The organism is Tenacibaculum gallaicum, from assembly GCF_003387615.1.
Classification (GTDB): Bacteria; Bacteroidota; Bacteroidia; order Flavobacteriales; family Flavobacteriaceae; genus Polaribacter; species Polaribacter gallaicus.
Map to the genome: position 1 here is coordinate 374,408 of NZ_QUNS01000001.1, position 24,804 is coordinate 399,211.

At 31.7% G+C, this 24,804-nt stretch carries 23 protein-coding genes; 14 read left to right on the plus strand and 9 right to left on the minus strand.

What is annotated here, in order from left to right:
• Positions 1-36 precede the first annotated feature (36 nt).
• The 4 genes from C7448_RS01800 to gltX all read left to right on the plus strand — a co-directional run bounded on the left by C7448_RS01800 (position 37) and on the right by gltX (position 3,059).
• A complete protein-coding gene (locus C7448_RS01800) occupies positions 37-246 on the plus strand; it encodes a hypothetical protein (RefSeq protein WP_115899648.1) in 210 nt (69 codons plus the stop codon).
• Between the two features lie 508 nt (positions 247-754).
• Positions 755-940: a hypothetical protein gene (locus C7448_RS01805; RefSeq protein WP_115899649.1), complete on the plus strand. Its 186-nt coding sequence runs from the start codon at positions 755-757 to the stop codon at positions 938-940.
• A gap of 341 nt (positions 941-1,281) precedes the next feature.
• The gene (locus C7448_RS15765; protein ID WP_170136988.1) at positions 1,282-1,434 is read left to right on the plus strand and encodes a hypothetical protein; all 153 of its coding nucleotides are present in this window, start codon (positions 1,282-1,284) and stop codon (positions 1,432-1,434) included.
• Positions 1,435-1,541: 107 nt separating this feature from the next.
• The gene (gene gltX, locus C7448_RS01810) at positions 1,542-3,059 is read left to right on the plus strand and encodes a glutamate--tRNA ligase (protein WP_115899650.1); all 1,518 of its coding nucleotides are present in this window, start codon (positions 1,542-1,544) and stop codon (positions 3,057-3,059) included.
• Positions 3,060-3,113: 54 nt separating this feature from the next.
• On the opposite strand, the gene C7448_RS01815 is transcribed toward gltX, so the two are convergent.
• Together C7448_RS01815 and C7448_RS01820 are read right to left on the minus strand one after the other, a co-directional pair.
• Entirely contained in the window at positions 3,114-3,707 is a 594-nt protein-coding gene (locus C7448_RS01815; protein WP_115899651.1) for a transporter family protein, read from the minus strand.
• 56 nt (positions 3,708-3,763) lie between these two features.
• Positions 3,764-4,198, minus strand: coding sequence for a TerB family tellurite resistance protein (locus C7448_RS01820; protein WP_115899652.1), 435 nt, complete (start codon positions 4,196-4,198; stop codon positions 3,764-3,766).
• 404 nt (positions 4,199-4,602) lie between these two features.
• Between C7448_RS01820 and C7448_RS01830 the strand changes: the two genes are divergently transcribed.
• The 7 genes from C7448_RS01830 to C7448_RS01860 all read left to right on the plus strand — a co-directional run bounded on the left by C7448_RS01830 (position 4,603) and on the right by C7448_RS01860 (position 14,853).
• Positions 4,603-5,109 (plus strand): nuclear transport factor 2 family protein, encoded by a 507-nt coding sequence (locus C7448_RS01830; RefSeq protein ID WP_115899654.1) that lies wholly within the window; start codon positions 4,603-4,605, stop codon positions 5,107-5,109.
• A gap of 221 nt (positions 5,110-5,330) precedes the next feature.
• A complete protein-coding gene (locus C7448_RS01835; RefSeq protein ID WP_115899655.1) occupies positions 5,331-6,560 on the plus strand; it encodes an RNA methylase in 1,230 nt (409 codons plus the stop codon).
• A gap of 441 nt (positions 6,561-7,001) precedes the next feature.
• Positions 7,002-7,274 carry a GIY-YIG nuclease family protein gene (locus C7448_RS01840; RefSeq protein ID WP_115899656.1) on the plus strand — a complete coding sequence of 91 codons (273 nt, stop codon included), beginning with the start codon at positions 7,002-7,004 and terminating at the stop codon, positions 7,272-7,274.
• Between the two features lie 861 nt (positions 7,275-8,135).
• On the plus strand, positions 8,136-9,851 hold the full coding sequence (locus tag C7448_RS01845) for an AIPR family protein (RefSeq protein ID WP_115899657.1): 1,716 nt from the start codon (positions 8,136-8,138) through the stop codon (positions 9,849-9,851).
• Positions 9,852-9,910: 59 nt separating this feature from the next.
• Entirely contained in the window at positions 9,911-13,279 is a 3,369-nt protein-coding gene (gene mfd / locus C7448_RS01850; RefSeq protein ID WP_115899658.1) for a transcription-repair coupling factor, read from the plus strand.
• Between the two features lie 247 nt (positions 13,280-13,526).
• Complete coding sequence (locus tag C7448_RS01855) at positions 13,527-13,820, plus strand: GIY-YIG nuclease family protein (protein WP_115899659.1); 294 nt, start codon at positions 13,527-13,529, stop codon at positions 13,818-13,820.
• Between the two features lie 172 nt (positions 13,821-13,992).
• Positions 13,993-14,853 (plus strand): DMT family transporter, encoded by an 861-nt coding sequence (locus C7448_RS01860; protein ID WP_115899660.1) that lies wholly within the window; start codon positions 13,993-13,995, stop codon positions 14,851-14,853.
• Here the strand turns inward: C7448_RS01860 and C7448_RS01865 are convergent.
• Entirely contained in the window at positions 14,850-15,935 is a 1,086-nt protein-coding gene (locus tag C7448_RS01865; RefSeq protein WP_115899661.1) for a hypothetical protein, read from the minus strand. The genes C7448_RS01860 and C7448_RS01865 overlap by 4 nt on opposite strands.
• Positions 15,936-16,019: 84 nt before the next feature.
• Between C7448_RS01865 and C7448_RS01870 the strand changes: the two genes are divergently transcribed.
• Positions 16,020-16,937: a hypothetical protein gene (locus tag C7448_RS01870; protein ID WP_115899662.1), complete on the plus strand. Its 918-nt coding sequence runs from the start codon at positions 16,020-16,022 to the stop codon at positions 16,935-16,937.
• Here the strand turns inward: C7448_RS01870 and dprA are convergent.
• Positions 16,934-18,031: a DNA-processing protein DprA gene (gene dprA, locus C7448_RS01875; protein WP_115899663.1), complete on the minus strand. Its 1,098-nt coding sequence runs from the start codon at positions 18,029-18,031 to the stop codon at positions 16,934-16,936. The genes C7448_RS01870 and dprA overlap by 4 nt on opposite strands.
• Positions 18,032-18,125: 94 nt before the next feature.
• Between dprA and C7448_RS01880 the strand changes: the two genes are divergently transcribed.
• Both C7448_RS01880 and C7448_RS01885 read left to right on the plus strand, forming a co-directional pair.
• Complete coding sequence (locus C7448_RS01880) at positions 18,126-19,025, plus strand: HU domain-containing protein (RefSeq protein ID WP_115899664.1); 900 nt, start codon at positions 18,126-18,128, stop codon at positions 19,023-19,025.
• A 59-nt stretch (positions 19,026-19,084) separates the two neighbouring features.
• Positions 19,085-19,597 carry an acyl-CoA thioesterase gene (locus tag C7448_RS01885; RefSeq protein ID WP_099214905.1) on the plus strand — a complete coding sequence of 171 codons (513 nt, stop codon included), beginning with the start codon at positions 19,085-19,087 and terminating at the stop codon, positions 19,595-19,597.
• A 6-nt stretch (positions 19,598-19,603) separates the two neighbouring features.
• Here the strand turns inward: C7448_RS01885 and C7448_RS01890 are convergent, their stop codons facing one another.
• The 5 genes from C7448_RS01890 to C7448_RS01910 form a co-directional block, all read right to left on the minus strand.
• The gene (locus tag C7448_RS01890) at positions 19,604-20,638 is read right to left on the minus strand and encodes an AI-2E family transporter (RefSeq protein WP_115899665.1); all 1,035 of its coding nucleotides are present in this window, start codon (positions 20,636-20,638) and stop codon (positions 19,604-19,606) included.
• Between the two features lie 143 nt (positions 20,639-20,781).
• Positions 20,782-21,999, minus strand: a complete 1,218-nt coding sequence (locus C7448_RS01895; RefSeq protein ID WP_211321877.1) for a murein hydrolase activator EnvC family protein — start codon at positions 21,997-21,999, stop codon at positions 20,782-20,784.
• Positions 22,000-22,001: 2 nt separating this feature from the next.
• Positions 22,002-22,769, minus strand: a complete 768-nt coding sequence (locus tag C7448_RS01900) for a DUF4292 domain-containing protein (protein ID WP_115899666.1) — start codon at positions 22,767-22,769, stop codon at positions 22,002-22,004.
• A gap of 20 nt (positions 22,770-22,789) precedes the next feature.
• On the minus strand, positions 22,790-23,788 hold the full coding sequence (locus tag C7448_RS01905; RefSeq protein WP_115899667.1) for a tetratricopeptide repeat protein: 999 nt from the start codon (positions 23,786-23,788) through the stop codon (positions 22,790-22,792).
• Positions 23,766-24,782, minus strand: a complete 1,017-nt coding sequence (locus C7448_RS01910) for a sugar phosphate nucleotidyltransferase (protein WP_115899668.1) — start codon at positions 24,780-24,782, stop codon at positions 23,766-23,768. Before C7448_RS01910 ends, C7448_RS01905 begins: the two co-directional genes overlap by 23 nt.
• Positions 24,783-24,804: the final 22 nt, after the last annotated feature.

Sequence of the window (24,804 nt, forward strand, 5' to 3'; positions counted from 1 at the left end):
ATTAAATTGCTTGTACTAATTTTAAAAACTTTAAAGATGTTAAAAAACATTTCAAACTTAGGTGTTGTTTTAGATAGTGCTGATCTTAAAACTATTAATGGAGGTCGTGTAAAATGTACTTATCCTGATGGAACAGGTTGGGATTTGGACTATAAAACAGAGCAATCGGAATTTTTAGCGGGAGATCACTGTGTAAAAACTGGAGGAACGGTTGAGTTTTATGAAGAAGATCAGATAATGCCATAAAATGCTAAATTTAGGCAGTATCTTAAACAAAAACAGAGAAAAAAACATCTAACATTTCTCTGATAAGGATTGTCCAATTTGGGATTCTTTTATTAATAATGTATAAAAAATTAAAAATTAAGGTTTTTCCTTACTTTTTGTAAGGCAAAAAAAGCATTGGGTATTTAAAGTTGAATTAAATTGCTAGTACTAATTTTAAAAACTTTAAAGATGCTTAAAAAGCATTTCAAATTTAGGTACTACCCTAAAGAAAAAAGAACAAAAAAAAATCAATGGAGGGTGGAGAAACATTAGATGCCATACCGATAAAGATTGTCCACCTTGGGATTCTTTTTGTCTTAATGGTTACTGCCAGTATAAATAAGATAACACAAAGCGAGCTAATACTCGCTTTTTTATTTATCAACAAAAAAAGTATGGTTCTTCCTTACTTTTTGTAAGGTAAAATAGACGACGAGTGTTTAAAGTTGAATTAAATTGCTAGTACTAATTTTAAAAAACTTTAAAGATGTTAAAAAACATTTCAAATTTAGGTACTACCCTAAACAAAAAAGAACAAAAATTTATTAATGGCGGTTTTGGAGGAGGACGTATGCAATGCTCTTCAAATAGCGATTGTAATATTCTTAATTCTTTACCAGGGATGGAAAATGAAGTTTTCTTTTGTTACTGGGGTTATTGTCAAATATCTTAAAAACATATTATGCTAAAAAACATTTCAAATTTAGGTACTACCTTAAAAAAGACTGAGCAGAAAAATATTAATGGAGGTTTCGGACTTACCAGATGTAGATATGATCAAGACTGTCCGAGAAGGGATATGTATTGTTTTCATGGTTACTGCCAGTATAAATAAGATAACACAAAGCGAGCACTAGCTCGCTTTTTTTATTTATAAATAATATTAATAATTCTGAATATTGTATAAAAAATTTAAAAGTATGGTTTTCCCTTACTTTTTTTATGGTAAAGTTTTAATTTTAGTATTAAAAATATAGTAGATTGAACTCTTATTAATCTATAAACTTAAAAATCATGTTAAAGAACATTTCAAAAACAAGTAAGTTACTTACTAAACAAGAGCAAAAGGTAATAAAAGGAAATGGTGGTTGCTTTCCTCTTGAACCATGTGATGTGGGTTACGTGTATGATTACACAGCTTGTGCATGTGTTCCAGACAATTCATAAAAACTATTTAAAAAGCGAGTTTAACTCGCTTTTTTTCTTTTTTCTCTTTCCTCCTTTTTCTTTTCTATTAACATAAAACTATCTTTGCGCTTTCAAATCAATAAAAAATGACTGAGAACGTAAGAGTACGCTTTGCTCCGAGTCCAACAGGACCTTTACACATAGGTGGTGTAAGAACTGCTTTATTCAATTATTTATTTGCTAAAAAACATAACGGAACCTTTGTTTTACGTATCGAAGATACAGACCAAACTCGTTATGTAGCCAATGCAGAAAAATATATCATCAATTCGTTAGAATGGTGTAATATTCCGTTTGATGAAGGCCCTGGTAAAAACGAAAAATTCGGACCATACCGTCAGTCAGAACGTAAAAATTTGTATAAAAAATACGCAGATCAGCTAATTGAAAGTGGTTGGGCGTATTATGCATTTGATACTGCTGAAGAATTAGATGCACACCGTAAAGATCATGAAGAAAAAGGAAAAACCTTTATTTACAACTGGCACAACCGATTAAAATTAAACAATTCATTGGCTCTTTCTGCTGAAGAAGTTGCCGTTAAGATAAGTGCAGGAGAAAAGTATGTGATCCGTTTTAAAACACCACAAGACGAGACCTTAATTTTACAAGATGAAATCCGTGGTACGATTAAAGTGGAAACAAATACGTTAGATGATAAAGTGTTATTTAAGTCTGATGGAATGCCAACCTATCACTTAGCAAATATTGTAGATGACCATTTAATGGAAATTTCGCATGTAATTCGTGGTGAAGAATGGTTACCTTCTCTCCCACTACATGAATTATTATACCGTGCATTTGATTGGAAAGCACCAAAATTTGCACACTTACCATTAATTTTAAAACCAGTAGGAAAAGGTAAATTAAGCAAGCGTGATGGTGACAAATTAGGTTTCCCAGTATTCCCGTTAGAATATACCAATGAGCAAAAAGGAGATGTTTCACGCGGATATAAAGAAGACGGTTATTTCGCAGATGCTTTTATAAATATGTTAGCATTTTTAGGATGGAACCCTGGAACAGAACAAGAAATTTTTAGTTTAGAAGAATTAACAGAAGCGTTTGATTTATCTCGAGTAAGTAAATCAGGAGCTAAATTTAGTCCTGATAAAGCAAAATGGTTTAATCAGCAGTATTTACAACAAAAATCTAACGAGGAACTTACAGAGCTATTTTTACCAATTCTGGAGGAAAAAGGAATAACAACAGATATTGATCGTACAGAAAAAGTAATTTCATTAATTAAAGAACGTGCTGTGTTTGTAGCTGACTTTTGGGAGTTATCAAGGTTTTTCTATCAAAACCCTTCAGAATACGATGCAAAAGCGGTTAAAAAGCAATGGAAAGATACTACAAGCGAATTAATGCAAGAGTTAATAGAAGTCATTTCTAATATAGAAAACTTTTCAATTGAAAATACACAAACAGAAATTAAAGGATGGATTACCTCTAAAGAAATAGGCTTTGGCAAAGTTATGCAGCCACTTCGTTTAAGTTTGGTAGGTAAATTAGCAGGACCCGATTTGTTTGAAATTATGACAATGATTGGTAAAGAAACTATCATGACAAGAATACAAAATGCAATAAACGAACTATCATAAAAATAAGAAAGCCGCTTTTAAAGCGGCTTTCTTATTATATAAAATTAGTGAAGTTTAAAACATACAACCTCCTAAATGTTTTGCAGCATTACGACCATTGTTATCACCACCATTGTTCCAGTTTAATTTGAAAACAACACCTAAAGTTCCTTGAATGTGTGAACGCATACTTTCATAACCTTCAAAAGAATGTTTATAGTATAATTGTGGATTAATACCGATGTTATCGCTAACCCAGTAAATTCCACCAGCACCAACATTAAGTGTAGGTGTCATTTTACGTTCAGAATCTACTACACTTCCTCCTATAAAAACATACGGAGCAAATTTATCTAACACTGCATTTAAGTTATAACGAAATGAAGCATCCATAGAAAAATACTTTGCCGAATTTTTAATAAAACCAACATCATCAATAGTATTAAAAGACACAGCACCATCTAAAGAAAAACGATCACCAATAGGCATAGTTAAACTTACAGTAGGTACTTGAAATAAATATTGATCGCCAATAAAAGCAGCATCACTTTCACTAAATTTTGTTATTCCAAAACCTACACCTATTTGCCAAGAGTCGTTTAAATTTTGAGAAAAAACGGAGGTTGTTAAACAGGTAAAGATTGCTATGAATAAAATTTTATGTTTCATCGGGAGATAAGTGTTTAGAGTAATAACTAGTTTAATAAGTTTTTAGTATAATTAAGTTAATCGGCATTTACTTTCTTAATAGCTGTAGTAAAGTCATCTAAATCATTATCATTTAAAACTAAATGAATGGCTTCATCACAAACCTTTTCTGCATTTTCAGTAGAAAAATGCAAAGCTACTGCAATTTTACGTAGTATACCAACTTCTTCTTTCGCTACATTTTCATCAGCAAAAATCATTTTTGTTAAACGAAACAAACGTTCAATACGCTCTTCGTAACTTACAGGTGCATTTATAGGATACTTTTCAGGACTTTTTAAAATTAGTTGGTACTCTTCATTACTTATATTTAATTTTTTAGCAGCTCTGTTTAATAATAATAGCTCCCCTTCTGAAATTACTCCGTCTGTTTCGGCAATTTTTACTACACTAGCAAAGTGTCCTATTTCTTGTTTATGTTTTCCGGTTGAATATAAATCTGATATTGACATAATTTTTTTTTGATTTTTTTAAATTGAAAGTAAGTGTATTTATTTAGAAGCAAGTTTTAAATAAAGTCACAAAAATATCGCCGAAAGTTAACAATTCTAACTAAAAACAAAGTATTATTTTTTCTTATAGTAAATTTAAAAAACATAAAAACTATTAATAAAAAACAGGTTTTTTTAAGCGTTTTAAAGCATTTTTATTTTTAATTAATACAATTATTATAATAATTGTTTTTCGTTCTTTAAAAAGATAAATAGGTGTGTTTTTGTAAAAAGTATTGAAGAAAATAAAAAAGAATAGAAAATATTTATAAAATAGAAAAAACAAATCAATAAAACTTAATATAGTTTTACTCATAAAAAAATTACTAACTTGTTAACAAATGAATTTTTAATCTTATCAAAAAATGAAAACGGGATACACTATTTTAATTTTTTTAGTTTCGGTTACATTGAGTTTTTCACAAAATAAACAAGTAATAGAAAAAGAAGTTAATCAACAAATATGGAAACCATTTAAAAAATCTTTTGAAGCTAGAGATTGGAAAACGTTTAATAGTTTACACTCTAATGAAGTGTTACGTGTAAATAAATATGGAATTCGTATAGGAGCCGAATACAAAAACTCAATAAAAGCATCCTATCAAAAATCAACAAACAAAAAACGACAAATAGATTTTTGTTTCAATCAAAGAACCTATAAAGAAAACATAGGTTATGAAGTAGGTTATTACCGAGTTATATATACCGAAAAAGACAAAGAATCACGTACTGTATATGGAAGATTTCATGTGGTACTTAATAAAAAGAATGATATATGGTTAATTGCGCAAGACTGGGATACTGATACCATTAATGGAGATCCGGTTACTAAAGAAGGTTTTGAATCAGGTAAGTGTTTGAGTACAAAATAATTTTAATTGTGAGTCTTTCAATTGTCGCTCAAGAAAGGTTAAAACCAAAGTGTAAAATGAAGCAATCTTTATATTACGAGTTTTCAATAAATAGATTACTTCAGTTGTATTTTTTTGTAACGATGTTGAGGTAGTATAACTGATTAAAATAAAGGAATGAAAGTATAAAAATAATTTTCAAAATACCTTATTTTTATCAACACAAGCTTTAAAATCAGCCTATGAACAACGAGAAAAACTCTGAAACTTGGAAAAATTTTTATCAAAACTCACAAGAACTCACCAAACCAACATCAATAGACAATATACTTTCTGATGACGATGTAACCTTTTTAAAACAAGAATTAAAAAACATCATCAATCGGTTTTTAGACAAAGGAGAATTGCATAAAGGCATTAAAGTATACATAAACCACGAACTTCAAAACGGAATCGCAGAAGAAATGGCTGCTAATAGACCCGAAGAAAATGAAACTATTGAGCAATGGTGTATGAAGTTATTCGGAGATCAAAAATTCGGAGTTGTTTTCAATAGTTTAGAAACCTTTAGCAATGAGTTTACAGAGAGAATGTGTCAGATTGTAGCTCCGTTACTTCAAAAAGCAGGAATGCCTTTAGGCGGACTCTCTTTTTTATTTTTTATGGGAAACTATGGTTTTACTCCTTTCGGAATTCATAAAGAAGCCAAAGGAGAAGAAGGTTTTTTGTTTCATTTAGGTCCCAACCATAAAGATTTTTACACTTGGGATATTGAAGAATACAACCAAATAGAGCACAATACTCAGGTGTTCCACGAGGTAGATACAATGCTACCAAGCTCCACAAAATATCCACTAAAAGCAAAATCGGCGATGTTTATTCCGCATCAGGTATATCATATTGCAAAAACCGATGAATTTTCATTAAGTGTGGTAATGGATTACATAAACCCGTCAAGAGACTATTTAGAAAAAACAATTGCTACACAAATAGCCTCAAGTGAGTTAATCAAAAACCCAAAAGTAGGGTACTTACCACCCGTAGATATCACAACCGAAAAATTGGATTGGAATAGCTTATTAAACCCAAAAACATGGGAACAGCAATTTAAAAAAGCGCTTTCAAAATATATTACAGGATTAAAGAGTAACGCAGGAGTCTTACAACCTTCAATAGTTGAAAACAAAGAAGGGGTACCAAATCCGCCATTTCAAATTACGGGAAAAACAATTTTTCCGTTGTTAATACATACAGAAAACACAGAGAAAACCTGCATTATGGCAAGAGGAAATGAAGTTATTGTTAGCAATAACTCACAACTAAACACAATTATAGAAAAGCTAAATACAGGAAAAATCATAAGCTTTGATAAATTACAAAAGCACCTCATTCCTACTTGGGAATTGATGGATGTATTTGATTTTGTAAGTCAGTTAGCAAGAGTTGGAGCGATTACTATTCATAAGGAATAAAGCCTTTTTTTGTACAAACTTTTTAAAATTATTTTTTTTTTTGTACATAAAGTGCGCTCCGTTTGATGTACAAATAAAATTTTGAAAAATATTTTCTTGTACACAGGTTGTACAAACTTTTTTCTACAAAAAAACTTGTATAAAATAACAATGATGTTAAGGTTGTATGGTTTCCCGTAATTGCGATCGTTAGCGAGAAACCGCAAGGTTCAGCGGAGCTAAATCTCATTCGGGAGTCAGAAACACTCTTGAAAGTACCCTACACATAACAATAAGATTTCTAACTTCCGTTGTACTTCAGTTCGAAATGACGTATAAGTTGTCATTTCGAGCGATAGCGAGAAATCTGCTTAATTTGAGTCACGAATATCCTTTAATATTTCTTAGTCGTATCCTCCTTCGAAATGACGTTTAGAATTTTTCATATCTTTAAAATAAAAAATGCTAGACAAATATGTTGTGTACATTATTACAAACAAGAACAAAACCACGTTGTATATTGGTGTGACTAACAACCTCCAAAAACGATTATCTCAACATTATTTTGATAGTGAACATGCTAAAAAATCCTTTGTAGGAAAATATAATTGCTATTATTTGATTTATTATGAAGCTTTTGAAACGACAAACGAAGCAATCTATCGAGAAAAAGAATTGAAAAAATGGCGTAGAGAAAAGAAAGAAAGCCTGATTAATAGTTTCAATCCTGAATGAAATTTTTTAAATAATGAAGTGTTTTAATTAATACGGTCATTTCGAAGAAGCGATTTTATGAGCGACTGAGAAATCTCATTCATGTGAGTTATAAGTACACTTTAAAGTATCCAACACACGACTGTAAGATTTTTCAGTCGTGTCCTCCTTCGAAATAACGTTGTAGTTGTTGCTTCATTCTTGGTGTCCTGTCATTTCGAGCGCTAGTGAGAAATCTCATTCACGGGAGTCAGAAACACTCTTGAAAGTTCCCTACACATAACAATAAGATTTCTCAGTCGTTCCTCCTTCGAAATGACGTAATGAGTTGTCATTTCGAGCGATAGCGAGAAATCTGCTTAATTTGAGTCACGAATACCCTTTAATATTTCTAATACATAACAATAAGATTTCTCAGTCGTTCCTCCTTCGAAATGACGTTGTAGTTGTTGCTTCATTCTTGGCGTCCTGTCATTTCGAGCGCTAGGGAGAAATCTCATTCATGTGAGTCAGAAACACTCTTAAAAGCTACAAACACACGATTGTAAGATTTCTCACTTCCGTTGTACTTCAGTTCGAAATGACGTAATGAGTTGTCATTTCGACCGCAGGGAGAAATCTTTTTAAAGAGAGTTACAAATACTCTTAAAAGCTACAAACACCCTTACAAACTCACAGACAAACAAATAACTCTTGCTTCCCTCCTCTTTTTTTACTATGTTTAACACGCTAAAAAACAAAAAGTAGTACTACCCCTTATCTCAACTATTTTTTTATTTAAAAAGTAACAACAAATACTTCTTTATGGATTGCCGTAAAGAATAGTGATTGTGTGTGTTTAGTTTTAAGATTAAATAGATTTTTTATAATAAATTAATAAATATGGCAGATAACAATCAAATAGTACTTCAAACTTTAATTGAGCAAAACAGAAAAGAATTATATCCAGAATTGTCAGCGGATGATTATTTTCATCTATTTGTTACTGAACAAGTAATGAAAGATACAGAGCTTTCTTATGATGAGATTGAAGAAGGTATTGTGGATAATGGAGGTGATGGAGGAATTGATTCAATTTATACTTTTGTAAATCAAGAGCTTGTACAACGAGATAGTGAGTTAATTGATGGGAAAAGAAACTCAGTAATTGATGTTTATATTTTACAATCAAAAAATGTAAATGGTTTTGGAGAGACTCCAATAGAAAAATGTAATTCTTCAGCCATAGATATATTTGATTTGAATAAATCAATAAATTCGCTACGAGCAGTATATAATTCTGATTTACTAGCTAATGTTGAGGTTTTTAGAAATCAATATCTACATTTAGCGTCAAAGTTTCCTGTTTTAAGATTTCATTATTTTTATATTACTAAAGGCTCAGAAATACATCCGAATGTAGAAAGAAAAGTAGAAGTTTTAGTAAGTTCAATAAAAAAACATTTTGACAAAGCGGAAGTTATATTTGATTTTATTACAGCAAAAAAGCTTATTGATTTATCAAGAAAAGAGCAGTTACGTAGTAAGGATGTAGTGTTAAATGATAATCCAATCTCAACTCAAGATGGAGGATATATCGCAATCGTTCCGATAAAAAACTATTTTGATTTTATTACAGATGAGACGGATAACTTAATAAGATATTTTTTTGATGCTAATATTAGGGATTATCAAGTTAATGTTGATGTAAACAAAGAAATTAGAAAAACATTAATAAGCCAAAATGAAAATGAAGATTTTTGGTGGTTAAATAATGGAGTTACGATTACAGCAATTGATGCAACTTTTGCAAGTAAAAAACTACATATAGAGGATCCACAGATTGTTAATGGACTTCAAACATCTTTTGAAATTCATAAATATTTCACTGAGAATAGAATAGAAAAAGAAAACAGAAATGTTCTTTTAAGAGTTATAAAAGTACAAGACGAAAAAAGTAGGCTAAACGTAATAAAAGCAACAAATAGCCAAACAAACATACCTCCAGCATCATTAAGGGCTACTGATCCTATTCATAGAGATATTGAGGACTTCTTATTTTCAAAAGGATATTATTATGATAGAAGAAAAAATTATCACAAAAATCAAGGTAAGCCTGTAAATAAAATTATTAGTATACCGTATTTGGCGCAGATAATAACAGGAATTTACAATCAAAAACCTGACTATGCTAGAGCAAGGCCATCAACGTTAATTAAAAATAATAGTGATTACCAAAATATATTTAAGGACAGTTTATCATTGGAAATGTATCATAAAGGGATACTTATTCAAAAGAAGGTGGAAACTCTTTTAAAAGAATATGATAGCCCAAAACTTTCAAGACCTCAAATTGGAGATATAAAATTTCATGTAGCGATGTATGTTACTTCCATTTTATGTAATAAACAAAAACCAACGTCTGAAGATATAGGAAAAGCAGATATTAGTAAAATGTCTAATGAAATGGTTACCAATGCAATTCAAAATACATATATTGTTTATGATGCGATGGGAGGAACAAATTCAGTTGCTAAAGGGAATGAGTTTGTGAAAGAAGTACTAGAACAGGTTCAAAATGAATTAAAAGAAAGAATAAAAGTTTTATCAAACACTTAATAGAACAGATATTATTTAACCAAAATAATCCTCGTACATTTGCGTAAAATTTTTGTACGTTGAGCAAGCAAGCAATTGTAAACCAATACCAACAATCTGAGAATGTAAAACAGATTGTAAATCAGCTTCAACAAGATCCACACCATTTTCAACTAACGAATTTGGTCGGTTCTTCGTTGTCTTTTGTCATTTCCGAAACTTTTAAACAAGCCGATAAACCCTACTTGTTAATTTTTAACGACAAGGAAGAGGCTGCATATTATCTAAACGATTTAGAGCAGTTATTGGGTGATAAAAACGTGTTGTTTTATCCGGGTTCGTATCGCAGACCGTATCAGATAGAAGAAACCGACAATGCCAATGTGTTGTTGCGTTCAGAGGTGTTAAACCGTATCAATTCTCGTAAAAAACCTGCGGTTATTGTTACCTATCCTACTGCCCTTTTCGAAAAAGTGGTGACCAAAAAAGAGCTGGAAAAAAACACGCTAAAAGTGATGGTGGGCGAGCAAGTATCGCTCGATTTTGTCAACGAAGTATTATTCGAATATCATTTTAAACGCGTTGATTTTGTAACCGAACCAGGAGAGTTTTCGGTACGTGGTGGAATTATCGATGTGTTTTCGTTTTCTCACGACGAACCGTATCGTATTGAGTTTTTTGGCGATGAGGTAGACAGCATAAGAACTTTTGATGTAGAAACGCAACTTTCTAAAGAAAAACTGAAGAAAGTAAGCATTATGCCCAATGTAGAAAACAAAACATTGAAGGAGTCACGAGAAAGTTTTTTAAAATACATATCGGCTAAAACGGCTGTTTTTGTGAAGAATGTAGACTTGTTAAGCGATTCATTAGACAAATTTTACCGAAAAGCAGAACTATCGTTTAACGAATTATCCACTGAAATCAAACACGCAAAACCCGAAGAACTGTTTTGTAATGGTGAGCTCATTCGTAATCAATTACAAGATTTTACAACGGTTGACATTGGTAAAAACAGTCATCCCGAACAAAGAGAGAAACCGCAAGGTTCAGCGGAGCTAAATCTCACTGAAATAAGTTTTAATACCCACCCCCAACCTTCTTTCAACAAAAAATTCGACCTGTTAATTCAGAATTTTAATGAATTTTCAGCCAAAGGATTTACCAATTATATTTTCTGTTCTAACGACAAGCAAGCACAGCGTTTCCACGATATTTTTGACGATGGTGAACAAGAAGTTTCCTATGAAACCATTGTGTTTCCGTTATATCAAGGATTTGTAGATTTAGATAATAAAATTGTTTGTTATACGGATCATCAAATCTTTGAACGTTATTACAAATTCCGACTCAAAAACGGATATGCGAAAAAACAATCCATCACTATACAAGAACTTACCAAATTAGACGTAGGTGATTATGTAACGCACATCGACCACGGAATTGGAAAGTTTGGAGGACTGCAAAAAATTGATGTAGAAGGGAAAAAGCAAGAAGCCATTAAGTTAATTTATGGCGACCGCGATATTTTATACGTGAGTATTCACTCGCTACACAAAATATCCAAATTCAACGGAAAAGACGGCAAACCGCCTAAAGTATACAAACTAGGGTCGAATGCTTGGAAAAAAGTCAAGCAAAAAACCAAAGCTCGTGTAAAACATATTGCGTTTAACCTAATTCAGTTATACGCAAAACGAAAACTGCAAAAAGGATTTGCTTTCGGACCCGATACGCACATGCAACACGAGTTGGAAGCAAGTTTCTTATACGAAGATACACCCGATCAGTTCTCTTCTACCCAAGAAGTAAAAGCCGATATGGAAAAAGAACAACCCATGGACCGTTTGGTGTGTGGTGATGTTGGTTTTGGAAAAACAGAAATTGCCATCAGAGCTGCTTTTAAAGCGGTAGATAACGGAAAACAAGTGGCGGTGCTCGTACCAACCACGGTTTTGGCATTTCAGCACTTTAAAACCTTTTCTAAGCGATTAAAAGACTTTCCGGTCACCATTGATTACCTAAACCGTTTTAGGACTACAAAACAACGAAAAGGCGTTTTAGAGGGAATAACTAACGGCGGTGTAGATATTGTAATTGGTACGCATCAATTAACGAATAAAGCAGTTCAGTTTAAAGATTTAGGATTGTTGGTTATTGATGAGGAACAAAAATTTGGGGTAGCAGCGAAAGACAAACTAAAAACCATTAAAGAAAACGTAGATACGCTAACCTTAACGGCAACACCGATACCACGTACGCTACAGTTCAGTTTAATGGCGGCGCGAGATTTATCGGTGATTAAAACGCCACCACCCAATCGTCACCCGATAGAAACCAATGTAATTCGTTTTAGTGAAGAAACTATTCGCGATGCGGTTTCGTACGAAATTTCTCGTGGAGGACAGGTGTTTTTTATCCACAATCGTATTGAAAACATCAAAGAAGTAGCAGGATTATTGCAACGTTTGATACCAAGTGCTAAAATTGGTATTGGACACGGACAAATGGAAGGAAAAAAGTTAGAAGAACTCATGCTTGGTTTTATGAACAATGAGTTTGATGTACTAGTTTCTACTACGATTATTGAAAGTGGATTGGATGTACCGAATGCGAATACCATTTTCATCAACAATGCCAATAACTTCGGACTGTCGGATTTACACCAAATGCGTGGTCGTGTAGGACGTTCGAATAAAAAAGCCTTCTGTTATTTTATCACGCCACCGTACCATCATATGACCGATGATGCACGTAAACGAATTCAGGCATTAGAATTGTTTTCTGATTTAGGAAGTGGATTAAATATTGCCATGAAAGACTTGGAAATTCGTGGTGCTGGAGATTTACTAGGAGGTGAACAAAGCGGATTCATCAACGACATTGGTTTTGACACCTATCAGAAAATATTACACGAAGCGATTGAAGAACTGAAGGAAAATGAGTTCAAAGATTTATATCCTACGGATGAAAATGCACCAAAAGAGTATGTAAAAGAGGTGCAAATTGATACCGATTTTGAAATTCTGTTCCCAGATGATTATGTCAACTCAGTAACCGAACGTTTAAGTTTATACAACAAATTAGGAACCTTAACTATAGAAGAAGAATTACAAACCTTTGAAACTGAAATTATCGATCGTTTTGGAGAATATCCAACCCAAGTGGCCGATTTATTAGACAGTGTTCGTATTAAATGGTTAGCGAAAGAATTAGGCTTAGAAAAGGTGATTTTAAAGCAAAAACGATTAATTGGGTATTTTGTATCCGATCAGCAAAGTGCTTTTTACCAAACAGAAGCATTTACCAAAATGTTGAGGTACGTACAGCACAACCCGAAAAGTTGTGTAATGAAAGAAAAGAAAACCAAAAACGGATTGCGTTTACTCATTACATTTATTAAAATTGATAGTGTACATAAGGCATTAGAAACCTTACAGAAAGTGTAAAACGTCATCACTCGCAATGAAGTTGTCTGTTCGAGTGGTTTTCACGATTAGAATGAGTGAAAATTGTATCGAGAACTAGCTTATATGCATCTCGATACAAATTTCTTTCCTCTATCGAAAAAGAAATTCACTCGATGTGACAATGTAAACTCATAACCAAAGGATGGGTACGTTGCCCCTAGCAATGAAGGAGTAAAGAAATTGTTATTCTTGTAAAAGGGTAACTAATTCGTTGATAAACTTTAAAATGAAAATATACTTTGTTTACATATTACAATGTTCAGATAAAAGCTATTATACAGGAGTAACTTCAAATCTATCTCAACGAATATTTCAACACCAAAACGGAACTTTTAAAGATAGTTATACTTCAAAAAGAAGACCTGTAGAATTAGTTTTTTATTGTGAATTTACCAACGTAGAAATGGCTATTGAAAAAGAAAAACAAATTAAAAAATGGTCAAGAGCAAAAAAAGAAGCTCTTATAAATAATGAGTTTGAAAAACTACCTAATTTAGCAAAAAAGAAGTTTAATAGTTAAGATTGTCTGTTCGAGTGGTTTTTACGATTAGAATGAGTGAAAACTGTATTGAGAACTATAGTCCATATACATCTCGATACAATTTTTTTTCTATCGAAAAAGAAATTCACTCGATGTGACAGCTAAATCTAAAACAATTTTGTTTGTTTTGAAATAACATACATTTACCCTTATGCAAAACAATCACATAAAACATGTTTCAGGCTTACTTTTAGCCACTGTTTTTATAAGCACCTCAAGTGTATTGGGTAAGTATATTGCAATGCCTTCGGAAGTGATTGTTTGGTTTCGTTCAGTATTTGCCATGGTAGTTTTATATGCTTTTTGTCGGTTTAGAAAGATTGATTTAAAAATACAATCAAAAGGACATGTACTTCCGTTTATTATAGGTGGTGTTTTTATGGCAGCGCATTGGATTACCTATTTTTATGCTTTAAAACTATCTAATGTTGCAATCGGAATACTTTCTTTATATACCTTTCCGGTAATGATTGCTTTTTTAGAACCCTTGTTTTTAAAGGTAAAATTCAATCCGATTCATATAATTTTAGGCTTGTTAGTACTACTTGGGTTATACATTTTAGCACCAGAATTTGATATTAAAAACACGCAAGTACAAGGAGTTTTGTTTGGTTTACTTTCCGCATTGTGTTATGCTGTTAGAATTTTAATTTTAAAGCAATATGTACAGCAATATAACGGAGTGATGTTAATGTTTTATCAAACGGTAATTATTACCGTTTTATTGGTTCCTGTACTGTTTTTTATGGATATTTCAGGTTTTAGAGAGCAACTCCCCTATTTGTTACTATTAGGGTTGTTAACTACGGCTATCGGACATAGTTTAATGGTACACTCACTACAGTTTTTTTCAGCATCAACGGCAAGTATTATCAGTAGTATTCAGCCCATTTTCGGAATTTTGTTAGCGTTTATTTTTTTAAACGAAATCCCCACATGGAACACGTATATTGGAGGAAGTTTGATTTTAACAACCGTAATTATTGAAAGTATTCGAAGTAGAAAAAGTTAGTGTAGCTTTTGTTGTTGTTGAATAATGGTTTTCATGCTAACATCTTCGTAATTTCTACGAACAAAAGTGAGTGCACTGTCTAGAACCTCTCCCATACCATCACTATCCCTAAAATTAATATCACCTGTAAATTCAAAAATTTCAGACTTTAGCTTTTCAATATTTTTAGGAGTAGAAATATTATCAGATTTCATGGCAGTGAGCAAACGGTTTAATCGAGAACGTGAACCTAAAATTCTTTTAGCAACAATTGATCGCTCTTCTATTTGATATTGTTCAATAGACTCTGAAGTAAGCTTATCTCCTACTAGTTGAACGAGTTTTATGTTTTCTTTAAAAAACTGCGGATAATATACTTTAAACTTTCCTTCGTAACATTGTTGGTCAAAATCTATCGGACGAATTTTATACACAACATTTTCAAAATCGTGTGTTGGTACTACCACATAGTTATACGAACGCATGTCACCCAACAAACGAATCATACAACGTTCGTTAAACTTTACAAACTCTTTGGCTAATTGCGCTTTTTCAATATCTAAACAATCCTCTAAATAATCGTTGATAAAAACATCTCCAGGAATTCCTGATATATGTTCTTCTATCAAGGTGTCTTCATATACCAAAAAGTTAAGGTTATAAGGCGATAAAATATCCTCTAACTCTAGTCCGTAAATACGAGAAGAATCGGTTTTTTTAACGTAAAAATACGTGTAGTTATCATTTAAAATATTTCTAATTTTTATACGAAAAGGTTTAGAGTTACCAAACGTACAAAAATCTATAGCATCAACATTTAAGTGTCTAATACCAGCATCAGAACCGTTAGAGTGTAAAATATTGTATACTTTTTTTAAGTATAAATCAATTTCCTCTCGTTCAAACTCATTGTAAAAAACACGTATCCATAAGGTATCGTTATCGTGTTTGTCGTACACAGCAACTGCGCCTTGAAAACGTAACAAATCATCATAAAAAATAGGAATTTTAATAGTCCTGTTATGCCTTTTTAAGTAGGTTCCTAGTTTTTTGGTAACAGGAAAAGCAGGTTTTTTTTGTGATATGAGTTTGTTTTCTGACATTAATAGTCTTTTTTTTTCAAAGATAATTTATTTTATTTTTTCTGGAATAGTATTTGTTAATTCCTAATATAAAAACCATCTACTATGAAAAACTTTAAATTAACTATTTCAAAGCCATGTCATGAAGATTGGAATGCAATGACACCTAATGAAAAAGGAAAATTTTGTAATTCCTGCTCAAAAACAGTAGTTGATTTTACTCAAAAATCAACTAAAGAGATTGAAGATTATTTGGTAGCTAATAAAGGACAACGAGTTTGTGGTCACTTTTACAGAAAACAATTAGACAGTATTATAATTCAGTTACCTGAAACAACTTTTTACCAACCTTTAACCTTTCAAAAATTATTTATTTTATCGTTGTTATTTGCGATGGGAACCACATTGTTTAGTTGCAAAACCAATACGGGAAAAACACAAAAAATAGAAAAGGTTGAGTTTATAGATACTGTTTCAGAAACAAACATATTGATTGATTCTTCACATGTTGATAAGGAGCCTGTTGTTCAAAAAAGGGAGTATAAAACTCCTCTAGTAGCAACTAAAAGAATGACTACTATTGAAACTAAATTAAAAGAAGATATTATATTACACCCAAATGATAGTGTTCCAGAAGTTGTAATTATGGGAGATATTATTGAGGGAGAAATTGAAATAGAACCTAATGAACCGTACGCTTTTTTTCAAGTTGATATCAAGCCTAAATTCAAAAACTCTAAAGTTAGTTTTGGAGAAGACATCAATCGTCTTATCGAAAAAAAACTTGATAATGACCTAATCAATAAACTTGAAGTATATAAAAAAAATGAAAGAGCGTATGCACAATTTATAATAGACACTATGGGCAATATTTCTAACATAAAAACAAGAGCTCCACGCCAAAAAGTAGAAGATTGGATGATAAACTTTGTTGAAGGTTTACCCCAAATAATACCAGCTAAGATTGATGGAAAAAATGTAAATGTGCGATATACTTTACCAATTACTTTTAAAGTAGATTAAACTTCAAACATTTTTCCGGGTAAAGGTTTTATCACTCCTTTTAACTCCATTTGAACTAAGATAGATGATAATTGATAGGTGGGAAGATTACAGTCTAATGCAATAACATCCAGTAATTGCTTACCATTTTCTTGTAAATAATCATAGATTTTTTGTTCGATTTCATTTAAATCAACAAAAAGCTTGTTTTGAATGGGTGCCGAGGCTCTCGGTAGATCCCAGTTGAGCATGGTTACAATATCTTCAGCAGAAGTTAATAAATGTGCCTGATTATTTTTGATAAGGTTGTTGCATCCTTTGCTATATACATCAGTAGCTCTACCTGATAGCGCGAATACATCGCGATTGTAAGAATTAGCAATATCGGCAGTAACCAACGAGCCTCCTTTTTCAGCAGATTCAATGATAATTGTTGCTTTTGATAACCCTGCTACAATACGGTTTCGTTTTAAAAAGTTTTCTCTCATAGGCTGTTCATCATGCCAAAACTCGGTAATAAATCCCCCATTTTCATTTACTTGATGAATGTGTTTTTTATGAGTTTTCGGATAAATTTCATCCAGTCCATGTGCCAATACCGCAATAGTTTGCAAGTTGTTTTTTATAGCAGCTTTATGCGCACAAATATCTACACCGTACGCAAAACCACTTACAATTATTGGGTTGTGTTCTTTTAAATCCTCAATAAGTTGATTGCAGAAATCACGTCCGTACGAACTCATTTTCCGAGTTCCTACAATCGAAATAATTTTATTGTTGTTTAGGTTGAGATTTCCATCTTTAAAAATTAATATAGGAGCATCGATACAATGTTTCAAGTGCTGCGGATAATCAGATTCTAAAAAATAAGAAAAAGCAATGTTGTTTTGTTGAATATAGACTAGCTCCTCTTCTGCTCTTTTTAGGTTGTTTTCATTAAAAAGATGTTGGGTTACATGAGTTCCAATTCCGTTAATTTTATGTAGAGTATTTTTCTTTTCTAAAAATACTTGTTCAACGCTTCCTACGGAGGTAATTAGCTTTTTTGCTAAAATATCACCTACATTTTTGGTTGCTTGTAACCGTAGAATAGCTAGCAGTTTTTCTGAGTTCATATAGCAATAATTTGAGTATCAATATACAAAAAACTGTTAATAAAAATTAAGAGATTACTTGAAAGTAATGTACTAAAAAGCTATATTTGTTCTTATGACATTAGCCAACTACATTAACGATTTATTATATAGATACGATTGCGTAATTGTTCCTAATTTTGGAGGGTTTGTAACCAATAAAATTGGTGCTAGAGTAAATACTACTACGCACACTTTTTACCCACCCAAAAAACAACTTACATTTAATGCGTATTTACAGCATAATGATGGTTTATTGGCTAATTATATAGCTTCAAGTAAAAATACTTCTTTTGAAGAAGCAATTACTTTTATTGCAAAAGAAGTTGAACAATGGAATGAAAAGTTAGCAACAACAACTGTTACTGTTGCCTCTGTAGGAAGCATGTCATTGAACGAAGAAAAACAAGTTGTTTTTGAACCAAATATATCTAGTAACTTTTTAAAGGAATCTTTTGGATTAGCAGAGGTTTCAACGCCTTCTGTAGAAAGAGTGAAAGAAGTAACAGTTAAATCATTACCTACTACTAAAGAAGAAAACAAAAAAACAATTCCGTTATATGTAAGAAGAGCTGCAGTAGCGGCTGTTTTTGTAGGAATTACTTATGTGGGTTGGAATGGTGTTCAAAGTCAGGAACAACAGAAGGTACTAGCAAACCAAGAAAAAGCTGTTGAGAAGAAAATTCAATCAGCAACTTTTGTAATCGATAACCCGTTACCAACTATTAACTTAAACGTTAGTAAAGAAGATAGAAGCTTTCATATCATTGCTGGTGCTTTTCAAGAAGCACATAATGCTGAAAACAAATTAGCAGAGCTAGAAGAAAAAGGCTATGATGCTTCTATTGTTGGAAAGAATGGATTAGGTTTAACACAAGTAGCTTTTGCAAGCTATGCAACAAGGGCTGAAGCTAGAAAAGCCTTAGAAATTATTAAAGAATCAGTAAGTGAAGACGCTTGGTTATTGACCAAATAAACTGTATTTATTTTAGGTAGATTTTTTTGTTGCTGTATCTTTGCAGCAAAATTTAATTGATGAGAGCAAAATCACCAAAAGAATCGTTAACTGTACTTACCGATTTAGTTTTACCAGGAGAAACAAATTATTTAGATAACCTTTTTGGAGGAGAATTATTAGCTCGTATGGATAGAGCTTGTAGTATCGCTGCACGACGTCATTCGAGAAGAATTGTAGTAACAGCCTCTGTAAACCATGTAGCATTTACGAAATCGGTGCCTGTAGGAAGCGTGGTAACTTTAGAAGCAAAGGTTTCACGTGCTTTTAAATCATCAATGGAAATTTATGTGGATGTTTGGATTGAAGATCGTCAATCAGGAGAAAAAACAAAGGTAAATGAAGGTATTTACACCTTTGTTGCTGTTGATGAAACAGGTAAACCAGTCCCCATTCCTCAAATTGAACCAGAAACCGAATTAGAAAAACAACGTTACGAAGCAGCATTGCGCAGAAAACAATTAAGCTTGGTTTTAGCAGGTAAAATGGATCCTAAGGAAGCAATAGAGTTGAAGTCTATTTTTATGGATTAAAACAGGTTATATTTCATCTACATTGCCGCTTTCAGACAAGAAAATGGCAATGTCTTTTGTTTTCTCAAACTGAGAAAAGATAATAATCATAATTACTGTAATAGGTACCGAAAGTATCATTCCTGTAATTCCCCAAATTTCTCCCCAAACAGCTAATGATAAGATGGTAACTAACGGACTTAAATTTAGTGACTTTCCAAAGACTCTAGGCTCTACAATATTACCAACTACTACCTGAATACTACCTACCGCAAATAATATGACTAAAAATGGAGGAAATTCTCCAAATTGAATTAAACAGAATATGGCAGGAAATGCAGTTGCCACAAGTGAGCCAATAGTAGGAATATAATTCAGTAAAAAGATAAGAAATGCCCAAAATGGAGCACCGTCTACCCCTACTAACAATAATACAAAATAACTAAGTATACCTGTTAATAAACTCACGTAGGTTTTTAGTCGTAAATAGTTTGAAATAGAGTCTTCAATCTTTTTTAAGATAGACTGAAAGCTTTTAGAGTTGTTTTGAGAACTCATGAATACCTTTTGTAATTTCTTTTTAAAATTACTTTCCTCTAAGAAGATAAATAAGGCATAAATAATAATCATAAAAGTGTTACCTAGCAAACTGCTAATTCCGTTTGCTATATCGCCTAAAACAGAGCCATAATCAAAGTCTCCAACAACAGATTGTAACGACTTGATAATATCGATGTGAAAATAGGCATCTAAACGTTTTATAATAGCATCAACATTTGGTTCATATTTTGAGTACGAAGTGGTTAAGTTAGAAATACTATTGGTAATTATTTCTGAAACAAAACCAAATCCTAAAATAATGAATGTAAAAACAAATACATTACTTAACCAAAAAGGAATAAAGCGTTTGGCAAAGGGAATTTTGTATATGGTTTTGCGGATTTCACGAGTTAAAAACCAAAAAATTAGTGCAAAAACAAATGGAATTAAAATTCCTTTTCCAATAACCAACGTTGCAATAATAGCCACGGTTACAATAATAAAGTTTGATGCGTTTTTCACACGTTTAAGTTTTAGTAATTACTTGATTACAATTTAATTATAAAATTGAGAACGTGTGCAACCGCTACGCTCTCACATTAAAAATTTTAAATATTACCTTTTGTAAAAAAAGATTAAAACTTATTAATGTTCGTTTCATAGTATTATGAACGAATCCACTTTGCAGGATTCAGTCGATTTTTGTTTTTGTATAGCATAAAACTAAGTTGTGTTTTACCTGTTACTTTGTTAGTAAATACTTTACCTAATTTATCACCAGTTTTAACAGCGTCACCTTTTTTAACATACACTTCTTTTAACTTGTTGTATGCAGAAATATAATTACCATGTTGTACTAAAACTGACTTTCTACCATCAGAATGCAACTGAATAACTAATACTTTTCCGTTAAAAATACTTTTTACCTCAGTGTTGGACTTAGTAGCAATGTATAATCCATGGCTGTTAATACTAATTCCAGGAAATGTAGGATGTGGTTGTACTCCATATTTTCGTGTAATTACGCCTTTTACTGGCCAAGGTAAATTACCTCTATTTTGTTCAAAGTTGGCAAGCAAAGCTTTTTCTTCGGCATTTAAAATAAAACCAGAACTTTTAGTTTTACCTTTCGTTGTTTTTTTACCCTTGTTTGCTTTAGTAATAGCATCTCTAATTAACTTATCAATTCTGGCGGCAATTCTTTTTTCTTCTCGCTGTTTTTTCTGTAAATCGCTTTTATATTTTTTCTCTTCTTTTTTAATTTTTGAAATTAGCTGCTCCTGACTTTTCTTATCTCCTTCAATTTCTTTTTTCTGATTTTTTTCGTCAGATAGTAAGGTTTCTTTTGATTTTTTTTGAGCAGTTAGCGAGTCGTTTAACTGTTTTACGTCTTTAGCTTTTACGATGATTTCTTCTCCTTGCTTTTTTCTAAAGTCTTTATATTGCTGCATATATTTTAGTCGCTTGTAGGCTTGGTAAAAGCTTTCTGAAGACAATAAAAACATGGTTTTGCTTTGTTGCGATTTACTTTTGTATGATTTCACTACCATGTCTCGGTAGTCATTTTTCAAATTCTTTAACTCGTCATTATATTTTTTTAATTGTTGCTCGTTTGACCTAATTTCTTTTGAAAGTAATTTAGCTTCTAATTCAATAGTTTCAATTAAGCGTTCTCTAACACTTATTTTTTGATTTAAGTCTTTTAAATCATCTAAAGCACTACTCTTTTTTTTCTTTGTTGTAAACAAAAGGTTGTTAACCTGTTCTATTTCATTTTTAAGTTTCTTTCGCCTATTTTCAAGCTCTTTCCTACTTTGAGCAAAAGAAGATATTCCTACAAAAAACAGGCATAAAAAAGAGATGTAAAAAACAGGGTACTTCATAATTATAATTGAATTTCTTTGTATCCACTAGGGATATTAAAATTTACATTAAGTTTAGTGTCATATTCTACTGAACGAGTAGTTATATCAATAATAGTAAATTTATTTTTTTCTTTAGCCTTTATGTTAATCTTCTCAGGGAAAAAAGTAGTGTTCTTCTTATGATATTTTGGGTAACTAATAGCTAAACGTTGATCTTTTAACGAATTTACAATTAATTGCTTGTTTAGTTTAAAATGTTGAGGGTTTACATAAAAAAACAAGTCGAATAAAGTAGGTTGTTTTTTTGGTGATAATTGATACGATTTTTCTTGAATTTGAACTTCTTGTCGTTCAGATTTTACATCCATTAAAGCTTCACCCAATAACATGCTTTGTAATTGTTGGAAATTAATATCAGCTCCTAATAATTTTTTTAGCATTAGAAAGTCACCATCGAAATAACTCTTTTCATACGGAGAATAAAATTGCACTTTTGTTGGGGTAATTTTAGCTTTAAAAATAGAGATGATTTTGGTTCCCTTTAACCAAATAACTTCATCTTTTTTAATCTTCATTCGTACCGAAAACCCTAAGCTTTCTTTGTTGTTCTTGTAATTAACTTTTAAACGAGCATCTACCGTTTTTTTGTCAAAACTTGTGGCAATATGTTTTTTAGCTACTTTTCGTGCCGACAATTCTTTAATGACGGCACTACCAGTAACGTCTTTGGTAGATTTACAAGAGGTTAAACCTAAAAATAATATAAATAATAAAGAGGTGTATTTCATAAATATTGTACTAACGAAACTTATTTTAAAATCTTTTCAGCTTTGTTTTTGTAAGAATTGGCTTTTTTAGCATTGTTCAACCCTTGATAAGCTTTTGATATTTCTAAGTAAAATTTGGCTTCTATTTCATTATTATCAATAACAAAATCAATGCCGTTTTGTAAGGTTTCTAACGCTTTTTTATAATCTCTATTGTTATTAAGTGCCTTTCCATTCATTAAATATACAAAAGGTTGAGCAGGAAAAAGAGCTAAACCCTCTTCACTGTATTTTAATAAATCATGATTATTATCATCAGCTAATTTATCCAATAAAGCTTTTAAACTTCTATAGGATTTTTCTTTTTCAAAAAGCGATTTTGCATCGAGGCTTTCTGTAACTTTTTTGGGCTGTACTTCGGTTGTTTTTCGAAGATTTAATTTTCTTTTGATAGAGCGAAGTCTGGCATTTAATAATTTAGCTTCTTTTAATTCAGCCAACACTTTTTCAGCAGAGATTACATCTTTGTTTTGAAGATGTAAAAAAACAAGTAACTGTTTTTTCTTTGGGTATATTGCAGCTATCTTTTGTTGTGTAAGAATAGCATCATTAAAATCAGCTAATTTTCTTAAAATAAATACCTTGTGCTCAAGTAACCAAACATTATTAGGTTCTGCTTTTAAGGCTAAATCAATATAGGTTAAAGCTTCAGGGTTTCTACCTAACTTTTCATAGTTTTTAGAAAGTTCAAACAAAACAGCTTTATTGTTTGGAAATATTGTGTTACATTTCTCTAAATGCTGTATAGCTTTTTGATAGTTAAATATAGCTTTGTCTGAGAGAGCTTTAAAAAAATGTTGTTGAAATTCAATATTATTTTTTTCAGCAATGTTAACCGCAGCAGGAATGCTGTCTTGAGCGTTTAGAAAGAAAGAAAAGAGAAGAAATATAAAGGACAATACCGTTTCAGAAAAAAAACTTTTTCCTTTTCTTTCTTTCTTCTCTTCTCTTGAAATTTTATGTAAGTTCTGTATAATCACCTATACTTACTGATGTATAATTAGCATTGTATTTTGCATGATTACCAATCATAGCGTTATCTAAATTGGCATTTGAAATACGAACATTTGTTTGAATTAGAGAGTTTGTTATTGTTGAGTTTTCAACGATACTATTTTCACCAATTGAAACAAAAGGACCTATTTTAGTGTTTTTCAACACTACATTTTTTCCAACATAACAGGGCTGAATAATTTCAGCGTTCTCTAATACAACGCTTTCAGCTACTAAATTGTTGCCATCAGCTTGTTCAAAACCTAAAACTTGTTTGTTGGTATCTACTGTTGGGTCTTTTTTACCACAATCCATCCAAGTGTTTACTTTTCCAGGAATAAATTTAGCCCCTTTTACTTTTAAAGCTTCCAAAGCTTCAGTTAATTGATACTCACCAGAAGGTCTAATATCATTATCTATTAAATATTTTATTTCTTCCAATAATTTATCAGCATCTTTAAAATAGTAAATACCAATAATGGCTAAATCAGAGACAAATTCTTTTGGTTTTTCAACAAAATCAGTAATAACTCCATCGTTAAGTTTTACCACACCAAAAGCACTAGGGTCTTCTACTTGCTTCACCCAAATAGCTCCATCAGCGTTAGCATCTAGGGTAAAATCAGCTTTGAATAAGGTATCAGCAAAAGCTACTACACAAGAACCTCCTAATGATTCTTTAGCACAATAAATAGCGTGTGCAGTTCCTAAAGCTTCTTCTTGTACGTATACAGAACCTTTTGCTCCTAAGTTTTGGGCTATTTTTAGTAGTTTGTTTTTTGTATCTGCAGGAAATCCTTTAGCAGCAGGTCCAATTATAAATGCAATTTCTTCTATAGGTTGATCTACAACAGAAGTAATATCTTCTACTAATCGTTGTACAATTGATTTACCAGCAATAACGGTTAATGGCTTAGGAGTAGTTAATGTATGGGGTCTTAAACGAGACCCAATTCCTGCCATTGGTACTATAATCTTCATATTCTTTCTTTTCGTTTTTAAC

Excerpts from the sequence above, each read along its gene's own strand:
- dprA (WP_115899663.1), bottom strand. The coding sequence starts at position 18,031 with ATGAACTCAGAAAAACTGCTAGCTATTCTACGGTTACAAGCAACCAAA.
- C7448_RS01860 (WP_115899660.1), top strand. The coding sequence starts at position 13,993 with ATGCAAAACAATCACATAAAACATGTTTCAGGCTTACTTTTAGCCACT.
- C7448_RS01865 (WP_115899661.1), bottom strand. The coding sequence starts at position 15,935 with ATGTCAGAAAACAAACTCATATCACAAAAAAAACCTGCTTTTCCTGTT.
- C7448_RS01830 (WP_115899654.1), top strand. The coding sequence starts at position 4,603 with ATGAAAACGGGATACACTATTTTAATTTTTTTAGTTTCGGTTACATTG.
- C7448_RS01895 (WP_211321877.1), bottom strand. The coding sequence starts at position 21,999 with ATGAAGTACCCTGTTTTTTACATCTCTTTTTTATGCCTGTTTTTTGTA.
- C7448_RS01855 (WP_115899659.1), top strand. The coding sequence starts at position 13,527 with ATGAAAATATACTTTGTTTACATATTACAATGTTCAGATAAAAGCTAT.
- C7448_RS01800 (WP_115899648.1), top strand. The coding sequence starts at position 37 with ATGTTAAAAAACATTTCAAACTTAGGTGTTGTTTTAGATAGTGCTGAT.
- C7448_RS01840 (WP_115899656.1), top strand. The coding sequence starts at position 7,002 with ATGCTAGACAAATATGTTGTGTACATTATTACAAACAAGAACAAAACC.
- C7448_RS01815 (WP_115899651.1), bottom strand. The coding sequence starts at position 3,707 with ATGAAACATAAAATTTTATTCATAGCAATCTTTACCTGTTTAACAACC.
- gltX (WP_115899650.1), top strand. The coding sequence starts at position 1,542 with ATGACTGAGAACGTAAGAGTACGCTTTGCTCCGAGTCCAACAGGACCT.
- C7448_RS01835 (WP_115899655.1), top strand. The coding sequence starts at position 5,331 with ATGAACAACGAGAAAAACTCTGAAACTTGGAAAAATTTTTATCAAAAC.
- C7448_RS01820 (WP_115899652.1), bottom strand. The coding sequence starts at position 4,198 with ATGTCAATATCAGATTTATATTCAACCGGAAAACATAAACAAGAAATA.
- C7448_RS01910 (WP_115899668.1), bottom strand. The coding sequence starts at position 24,782 with ATGAAGATTATAGTACCAATGGCAGGAATTGGGTCTCGTTTAAGACCC.
- C7448_RS01885 (WP_099214905.1), top strand. The coding sequence starts at position 19,085 with ATGAGAGCAAAATCACCAAAAGAATCGTTAACTGTACTTACCGATTTA.
- C7448_RS01845 (WP_115899657.1), top strand. The coding sequence starts at position 8,136 with ATGGCAGATAACAATCAAATAGTACTTCAAACTTTAATTGAGCAAAAC.
- C7448_RS01805 (WP_115899649.1), top strand. The coding sequence starts at position 755 with ATGTTAAAAAACATTTCAAATTTAGGTACTACCCTAAACAAAAAAGAA.
- C7448_RS01900 (WP_115899666.1), bottom strand. The coding sequence starts at position 22,769 with ATGAAATACACCTCTTTATTATTTATATTATTTTTAGGTTTAACCTCT.
- C7448_RS15765 (WP_170136988.1), top strand. The coding sequence starts at position 1,282 with ATGTTAAAGAACATTTCAAAAACAAGTAAGTTACTTACTAAACAAGAG.
- C7448_RS01870 (WP_115899662.1), top strand. The coding sequence starts at position 16,020 with ATGAAAAACTTTAAATTAACTATTTCAAAGCCATGTCATGAAGATTGG.
- C7448_RS01880 (WP_115899664.1), top strand. The coding sequence starts at position 18,126 with ATGACATTAGCCAACTACATTAACGATTTATTATATAGATACGATTGC.